General features: G+C 63.0%; 22 protein-coding genes. 16 read left to right on the plus strand and 6 right to left on the minus strand.

Going from position 1 to position 19,441, the window contains the following annotated elements; all coding sequences use genetic code 11:
- Positions 1-2: 2 nt before the first annotated feature.
- The 8 genes from G7016_RS07305 (at position 3) to gspD (ending at position 6,658) form a co-directional block, all read left to right on the plus strand.
- Positions 3-446, plus strand: a complete 444-nt coding sequence (locus G7016_RS07305) for a GspH/FimT family pseudopilin (protein WP_181112277.1) — start codon at positions 3-5, stop codon at positions 444-446.
- Positions 443-814 carry a prepilin-type N-terminal cleavage/methylation domain-containing protein gene (locus tag G7016_RS07310; RefSeq protein ID WP_181112279.1) on the plus strand — a complete coding sequence of 124 codons (372 nt, stop codon included), beginning with the start codon at positions 443-445 and terminating at the stop codon, positions 812-814. Before G7016_RS07305 ends, G7016_RS07310 begins: the two co-directional genes overlap by 4 nt.
- Positions 811-1,437 carry a prepilin-type N-terminal cleavage/methylation domain-containing protein gene (locus G7016_RS07315; RefSeq protein WP_181112281.1) on the plus strand — a complete coding sequence of 209 codons (627 nt, stop codon included), beginning with the start codon at positions 811-813 and terminating at the stop codon, positions 1,435-1,437. The genes G7016_RS07310 and G7016_RS07315 overlap by 4 nt, the downstream gene beginning before the upstream one ends.
- The gene (locus G7016_RS07320; protein ID WP_181112283.1) at positions 1,434-2,177 is read left to right on the plus strand and encodes a type II secretion system protein GspK; all 744 of its coding nucleotides are present in this window, start codon (positions 1,434-1,436) and stop codon (positions 2,175-2,177) included. The genes G7016_RS07315 and G7016_RS07320 overlap by 4 nt, the downstream gene beginning before the upstream one ends.
- Positions 2,174-3,277, plus strand: a complete 1,104-nt coding sequence (locus G7016_RS07325) for a PilN domain-containing protein (RefSeq protein WP_181112286.1) — start codon at positions 2,174-2,176, stop codon at positions 3,275-3,277. Before G7016_RS07320 ends, G7016_RS07325 begins: the two co-directional genes overlap by 4 nt.
- Entirely contained in the window at positions 3,252-3,869 is a 618-nt protein-coding gene (gene gspM, locus G7016_RS07330; protein WP_181112288.1) for a type II secretion system protein GspM, read from the plus strand. The genes G7016_RS07325 and gspM overlap by 26 nt, the downstream gene beginning before the upstream one ends.
- Positions 3,866-4,348: a general secretion pathway protein GspN gene (locus tag G7016_RS07335; protein WP_181112290.1), complete on the plus strand. Its 483-nt coding sequence runs from the start codon at positions 3,866-3,868 to the stop codon at positions 4,346-4,348. Before gspM ends, G7016_RS07335 begins: the two co-directional genes overlap by 4 nt.
- Positions 4,349-4,417: 69 nt before the next feature.
- Complete coding sequence (gene gspD / locus G7016_RS07340; RefSeq protein WP_308812149.1) at positions 4,418-6,658, plus strand: type II secretion system secretin GspD; 2,241 nt, start codon at positions 4,418-4,420, stop codon at positions 6,656-6,658.
- A gap of 6 nt (positions 6,659-6,664) precedes the next feature.
- Here the strand turns inward: gspD and G7016_RS07345 are convergent, their stop codons facing one another.
- The 3 genes from G7016_RS07345 to G7016_RS07355 all read right to left on the minus strand — a co-directional run bounded on the left by G7016_RS07345 (position 6,665) and on the right by G7016_RS07355 (position 8,035).
- The gene (locus tag G7016_RS07345; RefSeq protein ID WP_181112294.1) at positions 6,665-7,072 is read right to left on the minus strand and encodes a nuclear transport factor 2 family protein; all 408 of its coding nucleotides are present in this window, start codon (positions 7,070-7,072) and stop codon (positions 6,665-6,667) included.
- A 119-nt stretch (positions 7,073-7,191) separates the two neighbouring features.
- Positions 7,192-7,533 (minus strand): DoxX-like family protein, encoded by a 342-nt coding sequence (locus tag G7016_RS07350; RefSeq protein WP_219854560.1) that lies wholly within the window; start codon positions 7,531-7,533, stop codon positions 7,192-7,194.
- A 64-nt stretch (positions 7,534-7,597) separates the two neighbouring features.
- Complete coding sequence (locus G7016_RS07355; RefSeq protein ID WP_181112296.1) at positions 7,598-8,035, minus strand: thiol-disulfide oxidoreductase DCC family protein; 438 nt, start codon at positions 8,033-8,035, stop codon at positions 7,598-7,600.
- A 223-nt stretch (positions 8,036-8,258) separates the two neighbouring features.
- On the opposite strand from G7016_RS07355, the gene G7016_RS07360 reads away from it, so the two are divergent.
- On the plus strand, positions 8,259-8,879 hold the full coding sequence (locus tag G7016_RS07360) for a hypothetical protein (protein WP_181112298.1): 621 nt from the start codon (positions 8,259-8,261) through the stop codon (positions 8,877-8,879).
- A 28-nt stretch (positions 8,880-8,907) separates the two neighbouring features.
- Here the strand turns inward: G7016_RS07360 and G7016_RS07365 are convergent, their stop codons facing one another.
- Positions 8,908-9,561: an RES family NAD+ phosphorylase gene (locus G7016_RS07365; RefSeq protein ID WP_181112300.1), complete on the minus strand. Its 654-nt coding sequence runs from the start codon at positions 9,559-9,561 to the stop codon at positions 8,908-8,910.
- A gap of 466 nt (positions 9,562-10,027) precedes the next feature.
- On the opposite strand from G7016_RS07365, the gene G7016_RS07370 reads away from it, so the two are divergent.
- A complete protein-coding gene (locus G7016_RS07370) occupies positions 10,028-10,915 on the plus strand; it encodes a polysaccharide lyase family 7 protein (RefSeq protein ID WP_181112302.1) in 888 nt (295 codons plus the stop codon).
- Positions 10,916-10,922: 7 nt separating this feature from the next.
- Here G7016_RS07370 and G7016_RS07375 read toward each other — a convergent pair whose 3' ends face one another.
- On the minus strand, positions 10,923-12,029 hold the full coding sequence (locus G7016_RS07375; protein ID WP_181112304.1) for a DmpA family aminopeptidase: 1,107 nt from the start codon (positions 12,027-12,029) through the stop codon (positions 10,923-10,925).
- 13 nt (positions 12,030-12,042) lie between these two features.
- Positions 12,043-13,407: an APC family permease gene (locus G7016_RS07380; protein ID WP_181112306.1), complete on the minus strand. Its 1,365-nt coding sequence runs from the start codon at positions 13,405-13,407 to the stop codon at positions 12,043-12,045.
- 199 nt (positions 13,408-13,606) lie between these two features.
- Here G7016_RS07380 and G7016_RS07385 point away from each other — a divergent pair, with 199 nt between their 5' ends.
- The 6 genes from G7016_RS07385 to G7016_RS07410 all read left to right on the plus strand — a co-directional run bounded on the left by G7016_RS07385 (position 13,607) and on the right by G7016_RS07410 (position 19,430).
- On the plus strand, positions 13,607-14,419 hold the full coding sequence (locus G7016_RS07385) for a helix-turn-helix transcriptional regulator (RefSeq protein ID WP_181112308.1): 813 nt from the start codon (positions 13,607-13,609) through the stop codon (positions 14,417-14,419).
- Positions 14,420-14,882: 463 nt separating this feature from the next.
- Complete coding sequence (locus G7016_RS07390; protein WP_181112310.1) at positions 14,883-15,677, plus strand: glycosyltransferase family 2 protein; 795 nt, start codon at positions 14,883-14,885, stop codon at positions 15,675-15,677.
- Between the two features lie 111 nt (positions 15,678-15,788).
- Positions 15,789-16,406: a trimeric intracellular cation channel family protein gene (locus G7016_RS07395; protein ID WP_181112312.1), complete on the plus strand. Its 618-nt coding sequence runs from the start codon at positions 15,789-15,791 to the stop codon at positions 16,404-16,406.
- Positions 16,407-16,528: 122 nt separating this feature from the next.
- A complete protein-coding gene (locus G7016_RS07400; RefSeq protein ID WP_181112314.1) occupies positions 16,529-17,119 on the plus strand; it encodes an amino acid synthesis family protein in 591 nt (196 codons plus the stop codon).
- Entirely contained in the window at positions 17,119-17,952 is an 834-nt protein-coding gene (locus G7016_RS07405; protein ID WP_181112316.1) for an alpha/beta fold hydrolase, read from the plus strand. Before G7016_RS07400 ends, G7016_RS07405 begins: the two co-directional genes overlap by 1 nt.
- Positions 17,949-19,430 carry an aldehyde dehydrogenase gene (locus G7016_RS07410; protein WP_181112318.1) on the plus strand — a complete coding sequence of 494 codons (1,482 nt, stop codon included), beginning with the start codon at positions 17,949-17,951 and terminating at the stop codon, positions 19,428-19,430. The genes G7016_RS07405 and G7016_RS07410 overlap by 4 nt, the downstream gene beginning before the upstream one ends.
- Positions 19,431-19,441 lie beyond the last annotated feature (11 nt).

Below are 19,441 nucleotides of genomic sequence, written 5' to 3' on the forward strand. Positions count from 1 at the left end.
GTATGGGCCGCCAGGGGGGCTTCACGCTGCTGGAAATGATCGTGGTGATCGTACTGGTGGCGGTGGCCCTGAGCGTGGTGTCGTTTTCCCTGAGCAAGGGGCTGGACAGCCTGCGCGCCCGGGAAACGAGCCGCGACCTCAGCCTGGCCCTGCGCGCGGCGAGGGCCCAGGCGATTACCGATGGCCAACCCACCCGAGTGGAATTCGATGTGGCCGGGCGACGGTATCAGGCACCCGGCCAACCGGCGCACGCCCTGCCCCCGCGCATGGCCCTGCGCCTGACCACCGCCGCTGCGCTGCGCCTGGGCCAGCAGGGTTCGATCCAGTTCTACCCCGACGGCAGCAGCACCGGCGGCAACGTACGGCTCGAGCGGGACGGCCGGGCATGGCGAGTGGACGTGGCCTGGCTTACCGGCGATGTGCGCTGGCAGGAGGTTCAGCCATGAACGGCGTGCGCCAACGGGGCTTCACCCTGCTGGAAGTGCTGGCGGCACTGGCCCTGCTCGCGGTCACTTTTTTTGTGGTAATGGGCGGTATCGGGCAGGCCACCCATGCCTTGTTCAAGGACCAGCGCGCTACTCGCCTGGCACTGGCTGCTCACACGGTGCTGGATGCGTCCCTGGACGGCCCGTTGCAACCGGGCCAGCAGCAGGGTCGGCTTGAGGACGGGGTGGCCTGGCAGCTGAACATTGCACCAGTGGGTGGCCACGCGAGGGTGCGGCTGTTCCGGCTCAACCTCACGCTGGAACTGGGGGGGCACGTGGAGCGCTTCAGTACTTTGCGGGTGCAGGGCATGGCGGGACGCGGCGCATGAGCCGCCTGGCCCGGGGGTTTACCTTGATCGAGGTGTTACTGGCGATCAGCCTGATGGCGATCCTGTTGGTATTGATAGGTACGGCACTCACCGCTACACGCAAGACCGTTGCTGGCACCGAACGCTTTACCCAAAGGCTGGATGAAGTGCGTGCCGCCCAGCAATTCCTGCGGCGCGAACTCCAGCAAATCGTGGCTTTGCCGATCGACATGCAGGCCTCGGGCGCCGCCGCGGTGTTCCACGGTGAAGCCAGCGAGATGCGCTACGTGTCGAGCCTGCCGGCGCATCTGGGCGGTGGGCTTTACCTGCAAACGCTGGGCTTGGGCAACCGGGAGGCGGAGCCGTGGCTTGAAGTGCAGTTTACTCAGCTCACCGGGCCCACGAGCCGTCGGCCCTGGGGCGAGCCACAGCGGTTGCTGAGCCAGGTGCAGGGGCTGCGTTTCAGCTACCGCGGGCTTGATGCCCACGGCCGGCTCACCGATTGGTTGCCTCGCTGGCCTTGGCCGGAGCGCCTGCCCCTGGCGATCGGCATAACCCTCAAAAGCCCGGGGCCGATCGCCTGGCCACCGTTGCAGGTCGCGCTGCGCCTGCAGCAACAAAGCCCCTTGGTGGCCACCCCATGACCACGCCGGGACGTGACCTTCGCCAGCGTGGCGTCGCCTTGCTGCTTACGCTCTGGGCCCTCGCGCTGCTAAGCCTGTTGATGCTGCAGATCATCACCACGGTGCGCCTGGAAAACCGGCAAAGCCTGCACCAGCTACAGCAAACCCGCGCCGACCTGGTGGCCGAGGCGGGGCTGGCCCTGGCGGTGATGCACCTGAGCGATCCGCAACGGGAGCAGCGCTGGCGCGCCGACGGCCAGCCTTATGCCCAGCCGATTGGGGACAGCCAGCTCACGGTTCGGGTAAACAGCGACATGGGCAAGGTGGACCTCAACAGTTCGTCGCCCGAGCTGTGCGCGCGATTGGCCCGCATCCTCGGCGCCAGTGGCCCCGAAGCCGGCCAACTGGCAACGGCCCTTCGGGCGCGCCAGGCCGATGCCGAGGTCACGCCGCTGCGAGTACTCGAGGAAGCGATGCAGCTGCCAGGCATGAGCAGCGAGCTGTTCGAGCGTTTGCTGCCCTACATCACCGTGTGGAGCGGCTATGACGAACCGGTCGCCGCGCTGGCCTCGGCGCCGGTGCGCCAGGCGCTGGGGCAGAGCCTGGTGGCGATGGCCGACGAGGTGGACCCTGGCCCGGTGCTGAGCGTGACCAGCGAAGCCCAGCTGAACAGCGGGGGGCGGGCCACGCTCAGCGCTACCTTTCTATTGACCCTGGACGGCGGCACGCACGCGTATCGCCTGTTGCGTTGGCAGCCATGACTTCCTTTCAAACTCACTTGACCAAAGCCCTGCGCCCGGCGCGTCTGGCGCTGCATCAGCAGTGGCAAGCGTCGGTCTTCCCGCGATTTTTCGCGTGGTGGGGCGAACAGCTTGCCGGTTGCCTGCCCCCTGGCCTGCGTGGCTGGCTTGCCCGCAACGATGAAGCACCGCTGGTGTGCTGGCGGCAGGATTGCCTGTGGCGCCACGGCGAAGCGGGCTGGGTGCCCTGTGTCTCGGGAATGCCCGCTGACAATATCTGTGTATTGCTGCTCGAGCCGCGTCAGGCACTGGTGAGAACACTCACCTTCCCGCCCGCTGCCGCGCCAAACCTGGCCGACGCCATCGGCTACGAAATGGACCGCCACACGCCCTTCCGTGCCGATCAGGTGTATTACGGCTTCAAACGCCTGCCGGGCAAGGCGCGGGAGCCGGCCACCGTGGTGCTGGGCGTGGCCCAGCGCGAGCGCCTCGACGCGCTGCTCGACACCCTGGCCGGGCAAGGCGTGCGGCCCCAGGCAGTCGATGTGGCCGCGCCCTCGGGGAACGCCGGGATGGGGCTGAACCTGTTGCCACTCGAACGCCGGCCACCCGGCCACCACCGCACGCGGCGGCTCAATGCTGTGCTAGGCCTGCTGATACTGTGCCTGAGCGTGGTTGCCTTGCAGCTGTGGCTGTACAACCGCGCTGCCGCGCTTGCCGCCATGCAGGACGAAGTGGCGCGCCTGCGCAACGAAGCCAGCACCGTACAACAGCTGCGCCAGCAGCTGCAGAACGGCCAGGGCGCCACCCGTTACCTGGCCGAACGCCGCCAGGGCACTCCGCTCATCAGCCAGGTATTGAGCGAACTCACCCACTGCCTGCCCGCCGACACCTGGCTCGGCCAGTTCAGCCTGGAACCCGACGGCCAGCTCACACTAGGTGGGCAAAGCCCGCACGCCGGCAACCTCATCGCCGAGCTCAAAGGGTGCCCCAGCGTGACCGGGGCGCAGTTCCAAGGGGTGATCCAGCCCGATGAAACCACGGGCGGGGAGCGTTTCTATCTGCTCGCTCACTTGCGCAAGGAGGAGCACCCCGATGCGCCGACCTCTGACACTCCTTGAACAACGCGTCAGCGCCGTGCTGCTGCTGGGCGTAGCAATGGCGCTCATCTATTGGGGCGCGGTAGAGCCGTGGCTGGTGGCGCCCCATCAGGCGATCAGCGAGCAGATGGCCGACGTGCGCCAGGCTCAACGCCGTTATGTAGCCTTGCTTGGCCAGCGTGAAGCGCTACAGGCCCAGGTAGCCGCGATGCAGCCGGGGGACGTGAGCGAAAACGGCCTGTTGCCCGGCGACGATGCCAGCGGCGCTTCGGCGGCATTGCTGCAACGAGGGGCGGAGGTGATAGCACAACATCAAGGCGACGGCGCTGGCTGCGAGTTGCTCAACCGTACGCCGCTCACGGACACGCCTGGCGCCGGGCCTTACCCGCAGGTACAAGCCAGCTTCAACCTCACGTGCGCCATCGAACCGATTGAAGCCATTGTGTACGACCTGGAAACCGGCACGCCGGCGTTGTTCGTGAGCCAATTGCGGATCGAACGCCCCGCGCAAGCCGCGGACGGACCCGGAGCGCGGCTGGAGGTGCAGCTGACGGTCAGTGGCTTTGCACACACTCAGGCCAGCCCGAATGCCGGCCGTGAGGAGGCGCTATGACCCGTGTCGATCATCTGCGCTTCAGGCCTTGGCTACTCGCGTTGATTGGCGTGCTCATGGCTACGATCGTCGCTCAGGTGCTCGGCCTGGGCCGGGACCTTACCTGGCTGCCACCCCTGGCCAATGACCTGCCTGAGCCGCTCGTCAGCGACGCGGCGCCAGCAGCACCGCCGTTACAGGCGCTCGCCAACACCTGGGAGCACCCATTGTTCAGCCCTGGGCGGCAGCCAGACGTGAGACCACTCGGCGACACAACACCGGCATCGCTGCAAGGCATGGTCCTTACCGGCAGCCTGGTGACCGACACCCTGCGCGTCGCCCTGCTTCGCGACGCCAGCGGCAAGGAGGTATCAGTGGCCCAAGGCAAGGCCCTGGCCAATGGCTGGACGCTTGAGCGGCTCGACCCCACCGAAGCGCTGTTCGTGCTTGAAGGCCAGCAGCAGCGGCTGCGCCTGCGCCCTGCACCGGGGCGCCCTTGAGTGCGGCACCTACCCAATGGATTCGATCTAGAAGGCGGCGCGATTGCCGCTTCTGCCAGGAGCAACCCTATCGTGACACCGCGTTACCCTCTTGCCTGCGTTGCCGCCGTGCTGCTCGCCGGCTGTGTTTCACCGGCCTCCCAGCTACCTTCGGACAACAGCATGATGCGCGAAGGCCTGGAAGGCACCGGAAGCCAGCGCCCATTGCCTACACCGCCGTCGCCCAATATGCCCGGCACCGTGGAAACGTCGCAGCGCCCCGCCACCGACAGCCAGATGGTGCGGGGCAGCGCCCGCTTCATCGCGCCAACACCCGCGCCAGCCAATGCCCCCGAGGCGGCGGGAGAGCCCAGCGTGGCCTTCAACTTCAACGAGCAGCCGATTCGCGGGGTGATCAACAGTATTCTTGGGGACTTGCTGCAACAGAACTACACCGTTGCCGATGGGGTAAAGGGCGATGTGACCTTTTCCACCGCCCGGCCGGTGCCCCGGCGCGAAGCCCTGCCGATTCTCGAAACCCTGCTGTCGTGGACAGGCAACGCGCTGGTACGCGACGGCAACCGGTATAACGTGGTGCCGGCGAGCCAGGCCGTTGCCGGTCGCCTGGTGCCAGCCATGGGCATGCCGGCACCGGGCGCGGGGCTCACCGCGCGGTTGTTCACGCTCGATTACATTTCCGCGACCGAGATGGAGAAGCTGCTCAAGCCGTTTGCACGAGACGGCGCCTTCCTGTTGGTAGACCCCGCCCGTAACGTACTGGCGCTGGCCGGCACCGCTGAAGAGCTGGCCAACTATGAACGCACCATCAACACTTTCGACGTGAACTGGCTCAAGGGTATGTCCATCGCGGTATTCGGCTTGCAGCGGGCCAACGTGACCGAGCTGATGCCTGAATTGCAACGGTTGTTCGGGCCTGACAGCGGCACTCCGCTGGCGGGCATGCTGCGGTTTCTGCCGATCGAACGCACCAACGCCATCGTGGCCATTTCGCCCCAGCCCGAGTACCTCAACGAAGTACGGCGCTGGATAGAAACCATCGACCGCGGCGGCGGCAACGAGCCGCAGATGTACGTGTATGACGTGCGCAACATGAAAGCCACCGACCTCTCCCGCTACCTGCGCCAGCTGTACGGCAACGAGGCGGTGACCGAAGAGGCTGAAGCCCAGGTGGCGCCGGGGCTGCGCACCACCACACTGTCCAGCGGCAGCCGCACGGGCACGGGCAGTTTGGCGGGCAGCAGTAACCTCACCGGGAGCAGCCAGGGTTTGGGCAACCAGGGCAACACTGGCATGTCTTCAGGCCTTAGCAATGCCGGCACCGACACTACCCGCAAAACCTCCGAGGACAACAACGAATCCAGCAACGGGGCGAATACGGCCAATGAGTCCGGCGTGCGCATTACCGCGCAGAAAAGCAGTAACCAGCTGATTATCCGTGCGCGCCCTTCGCAATGGGATGAGATCCAGTCCGCCATCAAGCGCCTGGACAACCCACCCATGCAGGTGCAGATCGAAACCCGCATTCTGGAGGTCAGCCTTACGGGCGACCTGAGCCTGGGGGTGCAATGGTACCTGGGCAAGCTGGCGGGCAATTCCAGCACCAGCGGGGTGGAGAACACCTCGGGCAGCGGCGGTGGCCTGGGCCAGGGCGGCGCGGCGCTGGGCGCGACCGACGCGCTCTATTACTCCTTTGTGAGCAGCAACTTGCAGATCGCGCTGCATGCCTTGGAGACCAATGGCAACACCCGTGTGCTGTCGGCGCCTTCGTTGGTGGTGCTGAACAACCAGCAGGCGCAGATCCAGGTCGGCGCCAACATTCCCATCACCCAAACCTCCGTGACCACCACCAGCGAATCTACCTACAGCAGCGTGGAGTACGTGCAAACGGGGGTGATCCTCGACGTGGTGCCGCGGATCAACCCGGGTGGGCTGGTGTACATGGACATCCAGCAGCAGGTGAGCGACGCCAGCGATACCACGGACGCCAATGGCAACCCGTCGATTTCTACCCGGGCAGTGAGTACGCAGGTGGCGGTGCAGAGCGGGCAGACGGTGCTGCTAGGCGGCTTGATCCAACAAAGCGAAAGCCAGACCGACAGCAGTGTGCCGTACCTGGCGCGCATCCCCGGGTTGAACTGGCTGTTCGGCAATACCAGCCGCAGCCGAGGCCGCTCGGAGTTGCTGGTGCTGATCACGCCAAGGCTGATCGGCAACAGCAGCCAGGCCAGCCAGGTTACCGATCAATACCGCCAGCAGTTCCAGCTGATCCAGCCCATGGCACCGGTGAGCCGGGCGCAGCCGCTGCTGTAGCCGGGTTCAGGCGCTGGCGCGTGTGCCATGGAAGGCCACGATCTGCCAGCCCTCAGGGTTGCGCTGCCATACCTGGGTAACGAAACCTTCTGCGCAGATTGGCTCGGCCTGAATAGGTTCGCCGCCACTGCGTTTTTGCAGCAGGTTCACCTGCGGGCCGGTCATCAATGCCACACCCTCTGCCAGCACGCGCACTTGCAACGCACCACGTTCAACGGCCAGGTAACGCACGGCCTCGCGGGCATACGCCTGGTATTGGGCCTTGTTCTGCACAAGCCCGGTGGTGTGCACGTACACCAGTTCATCGCCAAACAGGCGCGCGATGCTCTCGTGGTCTTCTTCCATCAACGCGCGGGCGCGCTCGCTTTCCAGCGCGAGCAGTTCGTCTTGCAGGGTAATCGCTTGGGCGGTCATGACAGGGCAGGCCTTGAGTGGCGCCGCGACAGTGCGGCGGAGCACACCCTAGGCGGCAACCGCGCGGGTGAAAAATCGCGTATCGCCATGGCAGGCATCGGCAATGGCGATGGGTGGGCTCAAGCCGGATGTGCCCGCGGCACCGGCGCTTCGGCCAACCATGCCACCGCGCACAGTGCCAGGCCCGCCAGGTTCAGCGATACCGGGTTGAATGCCTCGGCCAGCAGGTGGGGCGTGATCATTGCCACGTCCGCCAGCAGCCCGGCCAGCGCCGTCGCGGCGATAACCAGCGAACCGCGCCTATACCAGGGCGACAACAGCCACACCGCCATGGCGATTTCCGCCAAGCCGCTGAGCCGTGCTATCTGCTCTGGGTTCTGGAATCCATGAGCGGTAATCATCAGCCGCTCCCCCGCGCTGAGCGTCAGCAGTTTGGGAACCAGCCCATGGTAGAAGAACATGAAGGCCAACCCCGCCCTCGCCACCCAAGCGATGCGTGCCAGCTGTGTGATCGTCGCCTGCACCTCAGGGCTGCGCCTTGATGAAGCGATCGGCGTGGTCAGCGCTCGGCAGCAGGCACTGATCGTGGCGGCCGAACAAGCGGTAGCGGTTACGTGCAACGCGGCCGTAGGCCCAGTCGCGCACCGGAGCTGGGATCACCCGTGCCAGCCGCAGCAGCGGCCACGGCATCGGTAGCCGGGCAAGAATGCGCATTATCGCGTCGGTGCGTACGTACACCTCACCGTTCTCGATCACTGCCAAAGTGTCGAACCTGTCCAAGGGCAACCCGGCCCAGGCCAGCAACGCCTGGCCTTCCGGCGACTGCACGCTGGCCAGCTTGATGTGGCGGGCGCGATCATGGCGGATCAGAAACCGCGCCCAGCCATTGCACAGTTTGCATACGCCATCGAAGAGCACAGCGGTGTCGTTGGGGGCGAGGAAGGGTGCGGGTGTAGATGGCATGGGCAGGGTACCGACGACGGTGATAGCCGCACGATAACGGTTGAACGTGTGGGATGCCAAATATGAACGTGAATGGTGGTATCGGAACAACCACGCCAGTTGATAGGTTGCCGGGTTTACTGGTTGACGAGTGAAGAGGCTTCTTTTAGGATCGTCCGCGTGGGGCATTTCAATTTTTGCACTGTTTGGACATGCAGCAACTGTAGCCAACGAGGAGGCTGTTATGGCCAGCATGGCACCCGTCAAGAACCCATCCATTCAAACGCTTGAAGCTGCCAAGGCGGCGGTCCACGCTCAGTTGGAGGCGCTTTTTGAAGATCTGCCAGCAGAAATTATCTTCGAGGCTGCCTCATGCCGAGGTAGACACGCGCTTAACCTGGTGCTGGCTGCGCCAAAGCAAGCCTTGAGCACAGAAGCTCGCAACCAGCTGGCCGCTACCCGCATGCAAATGCGCTCATTCGAACGGCTGCGTAATAGTTGCGCACTGCTCGAGGCCGGCGTAGTAGCGGATATTCTTGGCGTAACGAAACAAGCTTTGAGTAAAAAAATCAAGGCCGGGCATGTCATCGCCTACTCTCATAACCGCCGAAAATTCTTTCCCGAGTTTCAGCTGGCCGACAGCAAGGTCAAACCGTCAATCAAACAGCTGCTTTCCGCTCTGGAACTTGATCCAGCCAACGAGACTCAAATCAACGTTCTCATCAAGTTTCTGGCACAAACCATGGATTTCTCAAACATTGGCGAGAAAGAAAACCCACAACCACGTTACGCGCTGATCGATAACCCGGACGCCCTTAATGTCATTGTGCGCGATTACAAGAACCGGCTGGAAATGGGCAAATAAGATTTTATTCACAGATCAACGCTATCACTTATTCCAGGTCTACCTGTGCATCTTCCAGGAGTTCGTACACGGTTCTCCCATCCTCCAGAATCACCTTGGGGAGCGGCGTTGAGCTTACCGGGATCAACTGCCTCGGCCGACCGGCGAATAGCACCACATTTGTACCAGCGCGAGGATTACCGGTTGGCTGGTATACGCTGGATGGATACAAAACCCCATCAATCTCTACACTGTACTCACAGCAAGCGGTGCTCACCGCTTGAGTAAATGCATATCCTTCGCTACCTTGCCCCTTCAGATCAATCAAAAGGCCTGGCCGAAACCCCATCCTGCGGATCAACTCCCCTGCATCCACCAGCTTCAAGAGCCGCGCCGTTTTAAAATGGATCAAGGAATGCGCATCAACCTCTGAACGTAGCACAGGCGTGCCCTCACCTGCTTTCCCATGCTGAAATACCTCCAATACTGCAAGTGCATCCGAGCAGCCTGCGTAACCGACACCGATTGCTCGCGCGTTATGTGCCCACCTTGAATCAGAGTACGGGCTGTCGTTATAGAAAAATGGATCCTGGCAAGCGGTCCACTGCACCCGGTACACGCGCATCTTGGCCTCGACCACCACTGCTAGGGTATTCCTGTTGAGCACACCGATAGCTTTCTGGTTGACGTCATCTTGCTTCATCTATGCCCCATAGGTAACTCAACTACCTCTTTTATACATTCAGACTTCTTATCAACCTCGGACATAACTCACATCCGAGACTTGTCTTCCCACAGACATCATACAAAGCCACGCGACGAGACGGATCTTAAGCGGAGCCAAACCGGCACAAAAGCTAATTTGTGGGGAGAGCAACAAATAAAAACAATTTTCTGTTTCTTATGCACCACGACAATACAAATTAGTGCAACTTCTCAACCTGCTATTCCAGGCCCTTGCCCCTCCCCACTCGCAACTATGCTTCCGTACGTATATTTACATACTTGTGCAACATGAGCTTTTCCAAGCGAGACCATGGCCACTCGCCTCACCTGATAAACCGCCAGCTATACACATATAGGCCTTTGGCGGGAGCCTAAACCGCGCGGGCTCGCCCAATGTCAAGGCTGCCCGTGCACCCCACCGCCGCCCTGCCGAGGAACCGCTCATGCCCAGGATCGACCTCACTCCCTACGACATCACCACCCCCAAGCCGCACCCCGAAAAAGGCACCGCCTGGACAGTGCCCGGGACGGACGTAGGTTTGGTGCCCGAATACGTACAGTGCAGGCAGGACGAAGTGTCCCTGTGGGCCCCGACCTCCGGCGCCACTACCGAAAGCGTCAAGCGCACCCGGTGTGAACTCAAGGGCAAGCCATTCACGCTCGAGGAGAAAAGATACGCTTACGCGCGTATCACCACTCGCGTGGAACAGGTGAACTGGAAAGGTGAGTTCGTCCTGATCCAGGCGCATTGCCATGACGGCAACGACCCTACCTTCAAGGGGTTCATCAGTACATTGGATGGGAAGACCGCTGTGTTCAAGGGCGGCTTGCGCACCGATGACTCTACAAGCTCACCGCCCAAGGAAACCATTTTCAGCGGCATACGCTTGGATAGCCCGTTCAGCGCCGCCTTTTACCTGGAGCAGATAAACAGCGCGGATCAGAGCATGTGGGCAGTTCGTGTCACCCTGCAGCAGGGTAATCGCTGTGAGGGCATGGAACGCACGGTCGAACCCAAGCGAGGGGCCCGGCCACATGTGTTCCACATGGGCACCTACAATCAGGTGAACAACGACGAATACCCCGCCGGGGCGCCCCTTGATCCCGAAAAGGAAGGCACCCGCCTCACCGTTACCGAGTTGTTGGAAACCTTTGGGCACCGAGCCAGGTACGAAGGTCGGCTCGACGAAGCGGCCACCATCGTTGACGGAAGCAAGAGGCTGAGGAAGCTGGACCAGATCGCCGAGCTCATTGAAAAGGCCGACCTGCCCAGCGAGGATACCGACGCGCTGAACATTCGACTCCAGGCCATCCGAGCGTGGGGCGGCTGAGCTCACGCTACAGCGCAGCCGGGCGCCAGCCGGTTTCTGCCAGCGCAGTGGTCAACAGCGCGTCGCTCAACGGTTCCACCTGCCTGTTGTCATCGGCCACCATGGCCGTACCGGCCAGCAATGCATTGATGATCGCTTCCTCCACCGCTTCGGCGGCGGCGGCAAACAAGGGCGAGATGTGGTCGTTGTTCACCATGCTCACGCCTTGGCTGAACGCCCCGCCTTTGCGATCGTAATCGGCGGGCAGGAGGTTCCGATTGCCGGTGGCGAAGGCCAGGAAGATATCGCCGCTGGAATCGTCGGTGCCGCCGCCGGTACGGGCGATGCCGATGGACGCACGCTGCGCCAGGCGCTGGCATTGATGGGGCAGCAAGGGTGCGTTCGTGGCGAGGATCACCACAATCGAGCCCATACCCGGCGTGCCTTGCTCGGCGAATGGCGATGGCACGTGCGCGAGGTAGCGGCCCACCGGGTAACCGTCCACCCGCAGGTCACGGCGCTGACCATGATTGGCCTGTACCAGCGCACCCACTGTCCAGCCGCCCTGCTCCGCCCCCAGTACGCGAGAGGCGGTACCGATGCCGCCTTTGAATTCGTGGCAGATCATGCCAGTGCCGCCGCCCACCGGGCCTTCCTGCACCGGCCCGGTTTCGGCCGCAGCGAGCGCGTCGCTCACTTCCTGTGAGGTGACATGTTGGCCCCAGATGTCGTTGAGCACGCCATCGTAGGTTTCCATCACCACCGGCATGCACCAGTAGGTCGCGGTACTTGCCAGGGAATGACGCTCATGGGCAATCAGCGCATCGCGTACCACGCCCACGCTGTGGGTATTAGTGGTAGCGATAGGTGTAGTGAGCAGCCCGGCTTCCCGAATCCACTCAAGGCCTGTGGCGTCGCCGTTGCCGTTCAGCACATGGCAGCCGGCAAAACAGGGCTGCTCCCGTGCGGCGCCTTCCCGAGGTTCCACCACCGTTACGCCGGTGCGCACCCATTTGCCGCCCCGCTGCGCGTTCAAGGTGGCGTGCCCCACGCGCACACCAGGCACATCGGTAATGGCATTGAACGGGCCGGGAGTGCCCAGCCCCAAATTAATACCCAGTTGACGCGCGCGCATTGTAGCTCCTCGATCAAAGTTTCTGGAAGCCCGGGCTCAGCTTGCCGTAGGTGCCGTAGAGGATCACCGACACGCTCAGCAGGCCCAGGATAATCATGATGTCGCGGTTGGAGGCCTGCGCCAGCAAGGTCACCAGCAGGTAGCCCGCGCCTATGGTTGCCAGCAAGGCTGGCACTGGCCACAGCGGCATGCGGTAAGGGTGCGCCCGGTCACGCCGCAGTACCCGGCTGAACAGCGCGCTCAGGGCTACGGTGAGGTACACCAGCAGGATCAACAGCACAGTGAATGACGTGAGCTCGGCCAGGTTGGAGCTGAAGGTCAATACCGCCGAAGGTATCGCCAAGAACAGCGTGGCCAGCCAAGGCGATTGCCACTTGGCGTGAATGCGCGTGAAGGCCCGGTTGAGCCTGGGCATCCACACTTCATCGCGCCCGCTGCTGTAGATCACCCGCCCGCTCTGGATCACGATCGCCACGATGGCATTGAACACCGACAGGAAGATACCCGCGCTCACCAGGCGTGACAGTGTTGCGTTGCCATGGGCTGTGAGGAGGTAGCCGATGGGGTCTGTACTGGCGAGCATCTCGGTCAGCGAAGGCGCGCCCAGCAGCAGCGCGGCGAGCGGAATGATCTCGATCGCGACCACCAGCACCAGCGACCACAACACTGCCCGGGGTACGCCATGGCCGCCGTCGTGCATGTCTTCGGCCAGCAGCACAGCGCCACCGAAACCGTTATAGGAGAACAGCGCAGTGCCGATGGCGCCGATTACCAACGCAAAGGGCGCGGCGCTCAGTACCCCGGCGTTCACCACCTGCGGATGCAGTAGCGTACTGACCGGCTGCTGGGCATGGCCGAAACCCAGCACCACGATCACCATCAGCGCGGCCACCTCGAGGAACAGACAAAGGCCGGTTACCCAGGCGTTGAGCTTGATGTTGAGGATGCCAATCGCGTAACTGAGCACCACGATCACCAGCGCCACAGCCTGGCTGTCGAAGTGCGTACCCAGTGCGGCGTTAAGGTAGGTCGCCGCGCCGGTTGCCAGCACCGGCGGGATGAACAGCAACATCGCAAGCACTGTCAGGAAGGTGGCATACCCGGCCATGCCGCCGAATACCCGCTTGGCGAACACGTACTCACCGCCAGCAGTTCTGTGGGCCCGCCCCAGTTCGGCATAGCAATACGCGAACATCAGCGCCAATACGCCGCCCAGGGCAAAGGCCCAGATCACGCCGGTACCTGCCTGCTGGATAGCGAACGGTGCGATCACGAACACGGAGCTGGCGGGCGTTACAGAAGAAACCGTGATCGCCACCACGTCGGCGACACTCAAGCTGGGCTTGAGCGCGGACGCTTGCGGAACAGGAGCCGTCATATCGTTAACCTCGGGTTGTTGTTCGAAGTTGAGGCAGTAAACGAAGGCTTGAAGAGAGGGCGCTCTCGGCTGGAGCACTAGATGCAACGCACTCTAGGCAGTGAAACTTGAGGACACAATTCCCCTATGGGGGTACCCCCATTGACAACCTTCAGCCGTAAAGGCCGTACTGGGCACCCCAAGCGCTCGAGGTAAGCCCGTGAACAGCCTGTTCGAACAATCCGCCATGCACACGGCCCTGGCGCGGGCCATCGAACACGCCGGCGGGCCGCGGTTCTGGCGCCAGCTGGTGCTGCTGCTTCGGCATTGGGTACCGTTCGATAATGCCCTGGGCGTGTTTTACCCCGAGGCTGGCGCCCCGGTCGCCCTTGAAGAATACGACGCCGCCCCTACGCCTGGCCCCGCGTCCAGCCTGCAATACCTGGACGGCCTGTACCTTCTCGACCCGTTCTACCAGGCCTCCCGTGAGGGCATCGCCAGCGGGTTCTATCGCCTGGAGGAAGTAGCCCCGGATCACTTTCACCAGACGGACTATTACCTCAACTATTTCCACCACCATGTGCTGGAGGACGAGGTGCAATACCTGCTGCAGCTGCCAGGCGAAGGCACCCTCTCACTGTCACTGGGCATGCACGAGCGCTTCGGCGCGCAGTACCTGGGCATGCTTACCCTCTGCGCCCCCTGGGTGCTGGCACTGCTCAAGCAACACTGGGCCCAGGCCCGGCCGGGGTCGGCTGCAACGGTCACCGCGAAGGAGGACAGCCGCACCTTCGTCGGTGACGCCCTCGACCGCTTCGGGGCGCGAGTGTTATCGGAACGGGAGCTGGAAGTGGCACGGCTGATATTGCGCGGCTACTCCTCCAAGGCCATGGCCGAACGGCTGGGCATTTCCCCGGAAACGGTGAAGGTCCACCGTCGGCACCTGTACGCCAAGCTCGACATCTCGGCGCAGCCTGAGCTGTTTTCGTTGTTTATACAGTCGTTGGAGGTGGGTGACGCTCGAGAGCGATAAGCCACAGTAGCAGCGCGCCTTGGCGGCGACCGGCACGACAGGGCCGCTGTTTCGGCGATGGTTTTGTCGCGGGCAAGCCACGCTGCTACAGAGGCGGGCCCAGTATCATCGTGAAGGAAGCGATAGCGAGCGATGTAGAAGGACATCCGTTAGAAGAACTTGCCAGGGAGATGTAAAACCCAGGACCATATTTAAGAAAAACTCTTATTCTGTAACGCCATGTGTTTGTCGATAATACCGCGACATCCACATGACATATTTTTCACACCACCTCTTTATTATCGCCTCCCCAAGTAATACAGCTCCCTGCGAGCAACTTTAAGCGCATTGATACATTCGCGTGCCAATTGAAACAACTCGGACAAAAGCGGAACGCGCGTTCCAACCTTTCATAGTCTTCCGGCAATCGACCAGGCCGCGCTGCGCTTCGCCCCGTGTTTGCCCTTTGTATTTGAGCCTTCCGATGAGTACAGCAGATCGACAGCCCGCCCGCGCACCTACCTTCAGTATCGCGCTGGTGAACTACAAGACGTATGAGATGACGCGGGCATGCCTGGAGTTGCTCAAGCAGCAGATCGGCGACGCGAACATTCCTGTATGGGTGGTGGACAATGACTCACAGGATGCCAGCACCACCTACCTGCGCAGCCTGAGCTGGATAAACCTGATCGAACGCTCCCAACCGGCCGGCGAAGCCGGGCATATCGCCCATGGCCGGGCGCTGGACCTGGTGCTTGAGCAAACGCGGAGCGATTACCTGCTGCTGATGCACACCGACACGTTCATCCATGACCGCAGGGTGTTCCAGTGGCTCCTCGATAAGTGTAACGGCCGTTCCAATGTGGCGGCAGTGGGTTGTGTAGAGCAACTGAACCGAGGATTGCCGCGTACGGTATGGCGGCACGGTTCGCGGTTCTGCAAGCACTATTACCGGCGCCTGTTGGGCCGCCTGGGTGTGCCAGGGCGTGTGCCGAAACCCTGGAAAGAACAGCACTTGAAGAGCTTTTGTACCCTGTGGAACAGCAAGGCTATGAAACAGCATGGCCTGCACTTCTGCATGGATGACCGCGTGCCCGGTTATACCCTGCAAGATCGCATGGAAACACTCGGGTATGGCATCGCCAAAGTGCCGCCCGGGCGCCTGTTCAAATACCTGGACCACATCCAGGCAGGTACCGTCGCAGCTGCCAACGGCTACGGCGCGAACCATCGCCGCACGCGGATGTACAAGCAGGCCCTGACGCGCGTCGGGGCTTGAACCAGGGCTTGCAAACGGCGGGGGCCCAAAGGCCGACATAACCTTGAGCAAGGCGTTCCGAGCTCAGGCATAGTCGCCCTGCCCCCTATAGCCGTTTGCAAAGGTATGCCCATGGGTTTCCACGTTTTCTCCTACATCGACCTGATGGGGACGTTCGTCTTCGCCCTCAGCGGCGCCCTGGCCGCCATCAATCGCCAGCTGGACCTCTTCGGTGTGTTCGTCATTGCGTTCGTGACCGCCTGCGGCGGCGGCGTGGTACGTGACCTGTGCATTGGCGCAGTGCCGCCCGCCGGCCTGGTCAATATCGAATATGCCGTAGCGGTGGCCCTGGCGGTGACCCTCGCCGGTTGCTTCCAACAGGTGCTGCTCAAACTCACCCAGCCCACGCTGTTTTTCGATGCGGTGGGGCTGGGGTTCTTCGCCGCGTTCGGCGCGCACAAGGCCTATACCTACATCCCGGATACCCAACTGGCGATCCTGCTGGGGGTGATGTCAGCCGTGGGCGGTGGCGCCATTCGCGACGTGATGCTGAGCCGCGTGCCGGTGGTATTGACCAAAGAAATCTATGCCCTTGCCGCCCTGCTCGGTGCCGCCATACAGGTAATGGGCGAGCTGGGATGGATCGGCCCGCAATTGGCCCCTTGGCTTGCCATCGCCCTCTGCACACTGGTGCGGATGCTATCGCTACGCTACGGATGGAACCTCCCAGGCCTCAAAAAGCCCGCGTGAAGAGGGGCCGCTAGCGGCCTTGCGGGAAAAGCCTTGCACACGCCGGAGTTTCGGTTAGTATCTGGTATACCGTAATACGAGAGACCAACCTCGTACCGTTATCCAGAACAAGGGGAACCGCCGTGGGCTTTGAAATCCGCAAGATCGTCACGTACACCGAGCAAACCTTCATCGAAGGCGGCAAGGCCAGCGAAAAGCCCGTCACCATGGTGGGGCTGGCCGTGGTCATCAAAAACCCCTGGGTGGGCCCGTTCGTTGAAGACCTCAAACCGCTGATCAAGGCCAACTGCTCGGAACTGGGCGCTTTGATGGTGGAGCAACTCACCAGCGCCATTGGCGGCGCAGGCCGCATCGAGGCCTACGGCAAGGCGGCGGTGGTGGGTGCCGACGGCGAGATCGAGCATGCCTCGGCGGTGATTCACACCCTGCGCTTCGGCAACCATTACCGCGAAGCGGTACAAGCCAAGAGTTACCTGAGCTTCACCAACAAGCGTGGCGGCCCGGGTACGTCCATCCAGATCCCGATGATGCACAAGGACGATGAAGGCCTGCGCTCGCACTACATCACCCTGGAAATGAAAATCGAGGACGCGCCACGCGCCGACGAGATCGTAGTGGTACTGGGCGCGGCAGACGGCGGCCGCCTGCACCCGCGCATCGGCAACCGCTACATGGATCTCGAAGAGCTGGCCGCGGAAAAGGCGCAGCAGTGATGAACGCCCGGGCCACTGAATGGACCGCGGCGGGCACTGCTTACCAGGTGACCGGCGAAGGCGAACCCGTGGTGCTCATCCACGGCGTGGGCCTGAACAAGGACATGTGGGGTGGCCAGGTGGTGAGCCTGGCGGAGCAGTACCAGGTAATTACGTATGACATGCTGGGCCACGGCGAAAGCGCCATGCCCCATGCCGATACAGGGCTGGAAGGGTACGCCGGGCAACTGCTCGAGCTGGTCGAACATCTGGGCCTGGCGCGGGTGCATGTGGTGGGGTTTTCCATGGGGGGGCTGGTGGCGCGGGCGTTTGCCATGCACTACCGCGAGCGACTGGCCTCGCTGGTGATCCTCAACAGCGTGTTCGCCCGCACGCCGGAGCAACGCGCCGGCGTGGTGGAACGTACCCGCCAGGCGGCGGAATTCGGGCCCAACGCCAATGCCGAAGCGGCGCTGGCACGGTGGTTCAGCCGCGAGTACCTCGCTGCCAGCCATGCACAGGTGGACAACATCCGCCGCACCCTGGCCAGCAACGACCCGCACGGCTACCTGACCACTTACAGCTTGTTCGCCACCCAGGACATGTACCGGGCCGACGACCTGCCGGGGCTGAACGTGCCTGTGCTGGTGGCCACCGGCGAGCTGGATGCCGGTTCCACGCCGGAGATGGCGCGCCAACTGGCCGCGCGCATCCCGGGTGCCCAGGTTGCCATCCTGGCTGAACAACGCCACATGATGCCGGTGGAATCGCCGCGGCTGGTCAATCAGCTGCTGGTCGGTTTCCTGGCCAACGTCAAATGCCTGCCAGTGCAGGCTGAGGGGAATGTCGCATGAGCCTGGTTCGTTTTCAGATGTGCATCGCCGGCACCTGGCAGGATGCCCGTTCAGGCCGCACCTTCCAGAGCCTGGACCCCTCCACCGGGCAGGCCTGGGCCGAGCTGCCCGACGCCGACGAAGCCGATGTGGATGTGGCCGTGAAGGCCGCGCAGGCGGCATTCGACAGCCCGGCCTGGCGTGGCCTTACCGCCACGGCGCGGGGCAAGCTGTTGCGCCGCCTGGGTGACCTGATCGCCGAGAACAAAGAGCAACTCGCCCAGCTGGAAAGCCGCGACAACGGCAAGCTGATCCGCGAAACCCGCGGCCAGGTGGGCTATCTTCCGGAATTTTTCCACTACACGGCGGGCCTGGCCGACAAGCTCGAAGGCGGCACCCTCCCCCTCGACAAGCCCGACCTCTTCGCCTACACCGTGCACGAGCCCCTGGGCGTAGTGGCCGGGATCATCCCCTGGAACAGCCCACTGTACCTCACGGCCATCAAGCTGGCGCCAGCCCTCGCGGCGGGCAACACCATCGTGCTCAAACCCTCCGAACATGCCTCGGCAACGCTGATCGAGCTGGCCAGGCTGGCATTGGAAGCCGGCATACCACCAGGGGTGGTCAACGTGGTCACCGGTTATGGCCCCAGCACCGGCGCGGCGTTGGTGCGTCACCCGCTGGTGCGCAAGGTGGCGTTCACTGGCGGCGCGGCCACCGCCCGCCACGTGGTGCGCGGCACCGCCGAAAACTTCGCCAAGCTGTCGCTGGAGTTGGGCGGCAAATCGCCCAACATCATCTTCGCCGATGCCGACCTGGACAGCGCCCTCAACGGCGTGATCGCCGGGATTTATGCGGCCTCCGGGCAAAGCTGCGTGGCCGGGTCGCGCCTGCTGGTGCAGGCCGAAATCTACGACACGTTCGTGGAGCGCCTGATCGAGCGTGCCCGCCGCATCAAGATCGGTGCCCCTCGCGAAGAGGCTACGGAGATGGGCCCCATGGCCACCGAGCAACAGCTGGGTGTAGTGGAGCGGCTGGTGAGCGAAGCCGTGGCCGAAGGCGCCGTACTGCGCATGGGCGGCAAGCGCCCCACGGTTGATAGCCAGGGCTGGTACTACGAGCCCACGCTGTTCGAGTGCGACCGGCATTCGATGAAGATCATGCAGGAAGAAGTCTTCGGCCCGGTGGCCTCGGTGATCCGCTTCAACACCGAAGCCGAGGCGCTGGAACTGGCAAACGATTCGGAATACGGCCTGGCCGCCGGCATCTGGACCCGTGACCTGGGCCGCGCTCACCGGCTGGCCCGTGATGTGCGCTCCGGGATCATCTGGGTGAACACCTACCGCGCGGTATCGGCCATGGCGCCGATCGGCGGGTTCAAGAACAGTGGCTACGGCCGGGAAAGCGGCATCGACTCGGTGCTGGCGTACACAGAACAAAAAACGGTGTGGATCAACCTGTCTCAGGCACCCATGCCAGACCCATTCGTGATGCGTTAAGAGGTAAGGCG

Origin of the sequence: Pseudomonas japonica (assembly GCF_013522925.1) — a bacterium.
Taxonomy (GTDB): Bacteria; Pseudomonadota; Gammaproteobacteria; order Pseudomonadales; family Pseudomonadaceae; genus Aquipseudomonas; species Aquipseudomonas japonica_A.

Coding starts and splice junctions, on each gene's coding strand:
- G7016_RS07375 (WP_181112304.1), bottom strand. CDS start 12,029: ATGCGCGCGCGTCAACTGGGTATTAATTTGGGGCTGGGCACTCCCGGC.
- G7016_RS07360 (WP_181112298.1), top strand. CDS start 8,259: ATGGCCAGCATGGCACCCGTCAAGAACCCATCCATTCAAACGCTTGAA.
- G7016_RS07405 (WP_181112316.1), top strand. CDS start 17,119: ATGAACGCCCGGGCCACTGAATGGACCGCGGCGGGCACTGCTTACCAG.
- G7016_RS07370 (WP_181112302.1), top strand. CDS start 10,028: ATGCCCAGGATCGACCTCACTCCCTACGACATCACCACCCCCAAGCCG.
- G7016_RS07390 (WP_181112310.1), top strand. CDS start 14,883: ATGAGTACAGCAGATCGACAGCCCGCCCGCGCACCTACCTTCAGTATC.
- G7016_RS07310 (WP_181112279.1), top strand. CDS start 443: ATGAACGGCGTGCGCCAACGGGGCTTCACCCTGCTGGAAGTGCTGGCG.
- G7016_RS07335 (WP_181112290.1), top strand. CDS start 3,866: ATGACCCGTGTCGATCATCTGCGCTTCAGGCCTTGGCTACTCGCGTTG.
- G7016_RS07410 (WP_181112318.1), top strand. CDS start 17,949: ATGAGCCTGGTTCGTTTTCAGATGTGCATCGCCGGCACCTGGCAGGAT.
- G7016_RS07395 (WP_181112312.1), top strand. CDS start 15,789: ATGGGTTTCCACGTTTTCTCCTACATCGACCTGATGGGGACGTTCGTC.
- G7016_RS07315 (WP_181112281.1), top strand. CDS start 811: ATGAGCCGCCTGGCCCGGGGGTTTACCTTGATCGAGGTGTTACTGGCG.
- G7016_RS07320 (WP_181112283.1), top strand. CDS start 1,434: ATGACCACGCCGGGACGTGACCTTCGCCAGCGTGGCGTCGCCTTGCTG.
- G7016_RS07355 (WP_181112296.1), bottom strand. CDS start 8,035: ATGCCATCTACACCCGCACCCTTCCTCGCCCCCAACGACACCGCTGTG.
- gspM (WP_181112288.1), top strand. CDS start 3,252: ATGCGCCGACCTCTGACACTCCTTGAACAACGCGTCAGCGCCGTGCTG.
- G7016_RS07380 (WP_181112306.1), bottom strand. CDS start 13,407: ATGACGGCTCCTGTTCCGCAAGCGTCCGCGCTCAAGCCCAGCTTGAGT.
- G7016_RS07345 (WP_181112294.1), bottom strand. CDS start 7,072: ATGACCGCCCAAGCGATTACCCTGCAAGACGAACTGCTCGCGCTGGAA.
- G7016_RS07350 (WP_219854560.1), bottom strand. CDS start 7,533: ATGTTCTTCTACCATGGGCTGGTTCCCAAACTGCTGACGCTCAGCGCG.
- G7016_RS07305 (WP_181112277.1), top strand. CDS start 3: ATGGGCCGCCAGGGGGGCTTCACGCTGCTGGAAATGATCGTGGTGATC.
- G7016_RS07365 (WP_181112300.1), bottom strand. CDS start 9,561: ATGAAGCAAGATGACGTCAACCAGAAAGCTATCGGTGTGCTCAACAGG.
- G7016_RS07325 (WP_181112286.1), top strand. CDS start 2,174: ATGACTTCCTTTCAAACTCACTTGACCAAAGCCCTGCGCCCGGCGCGT.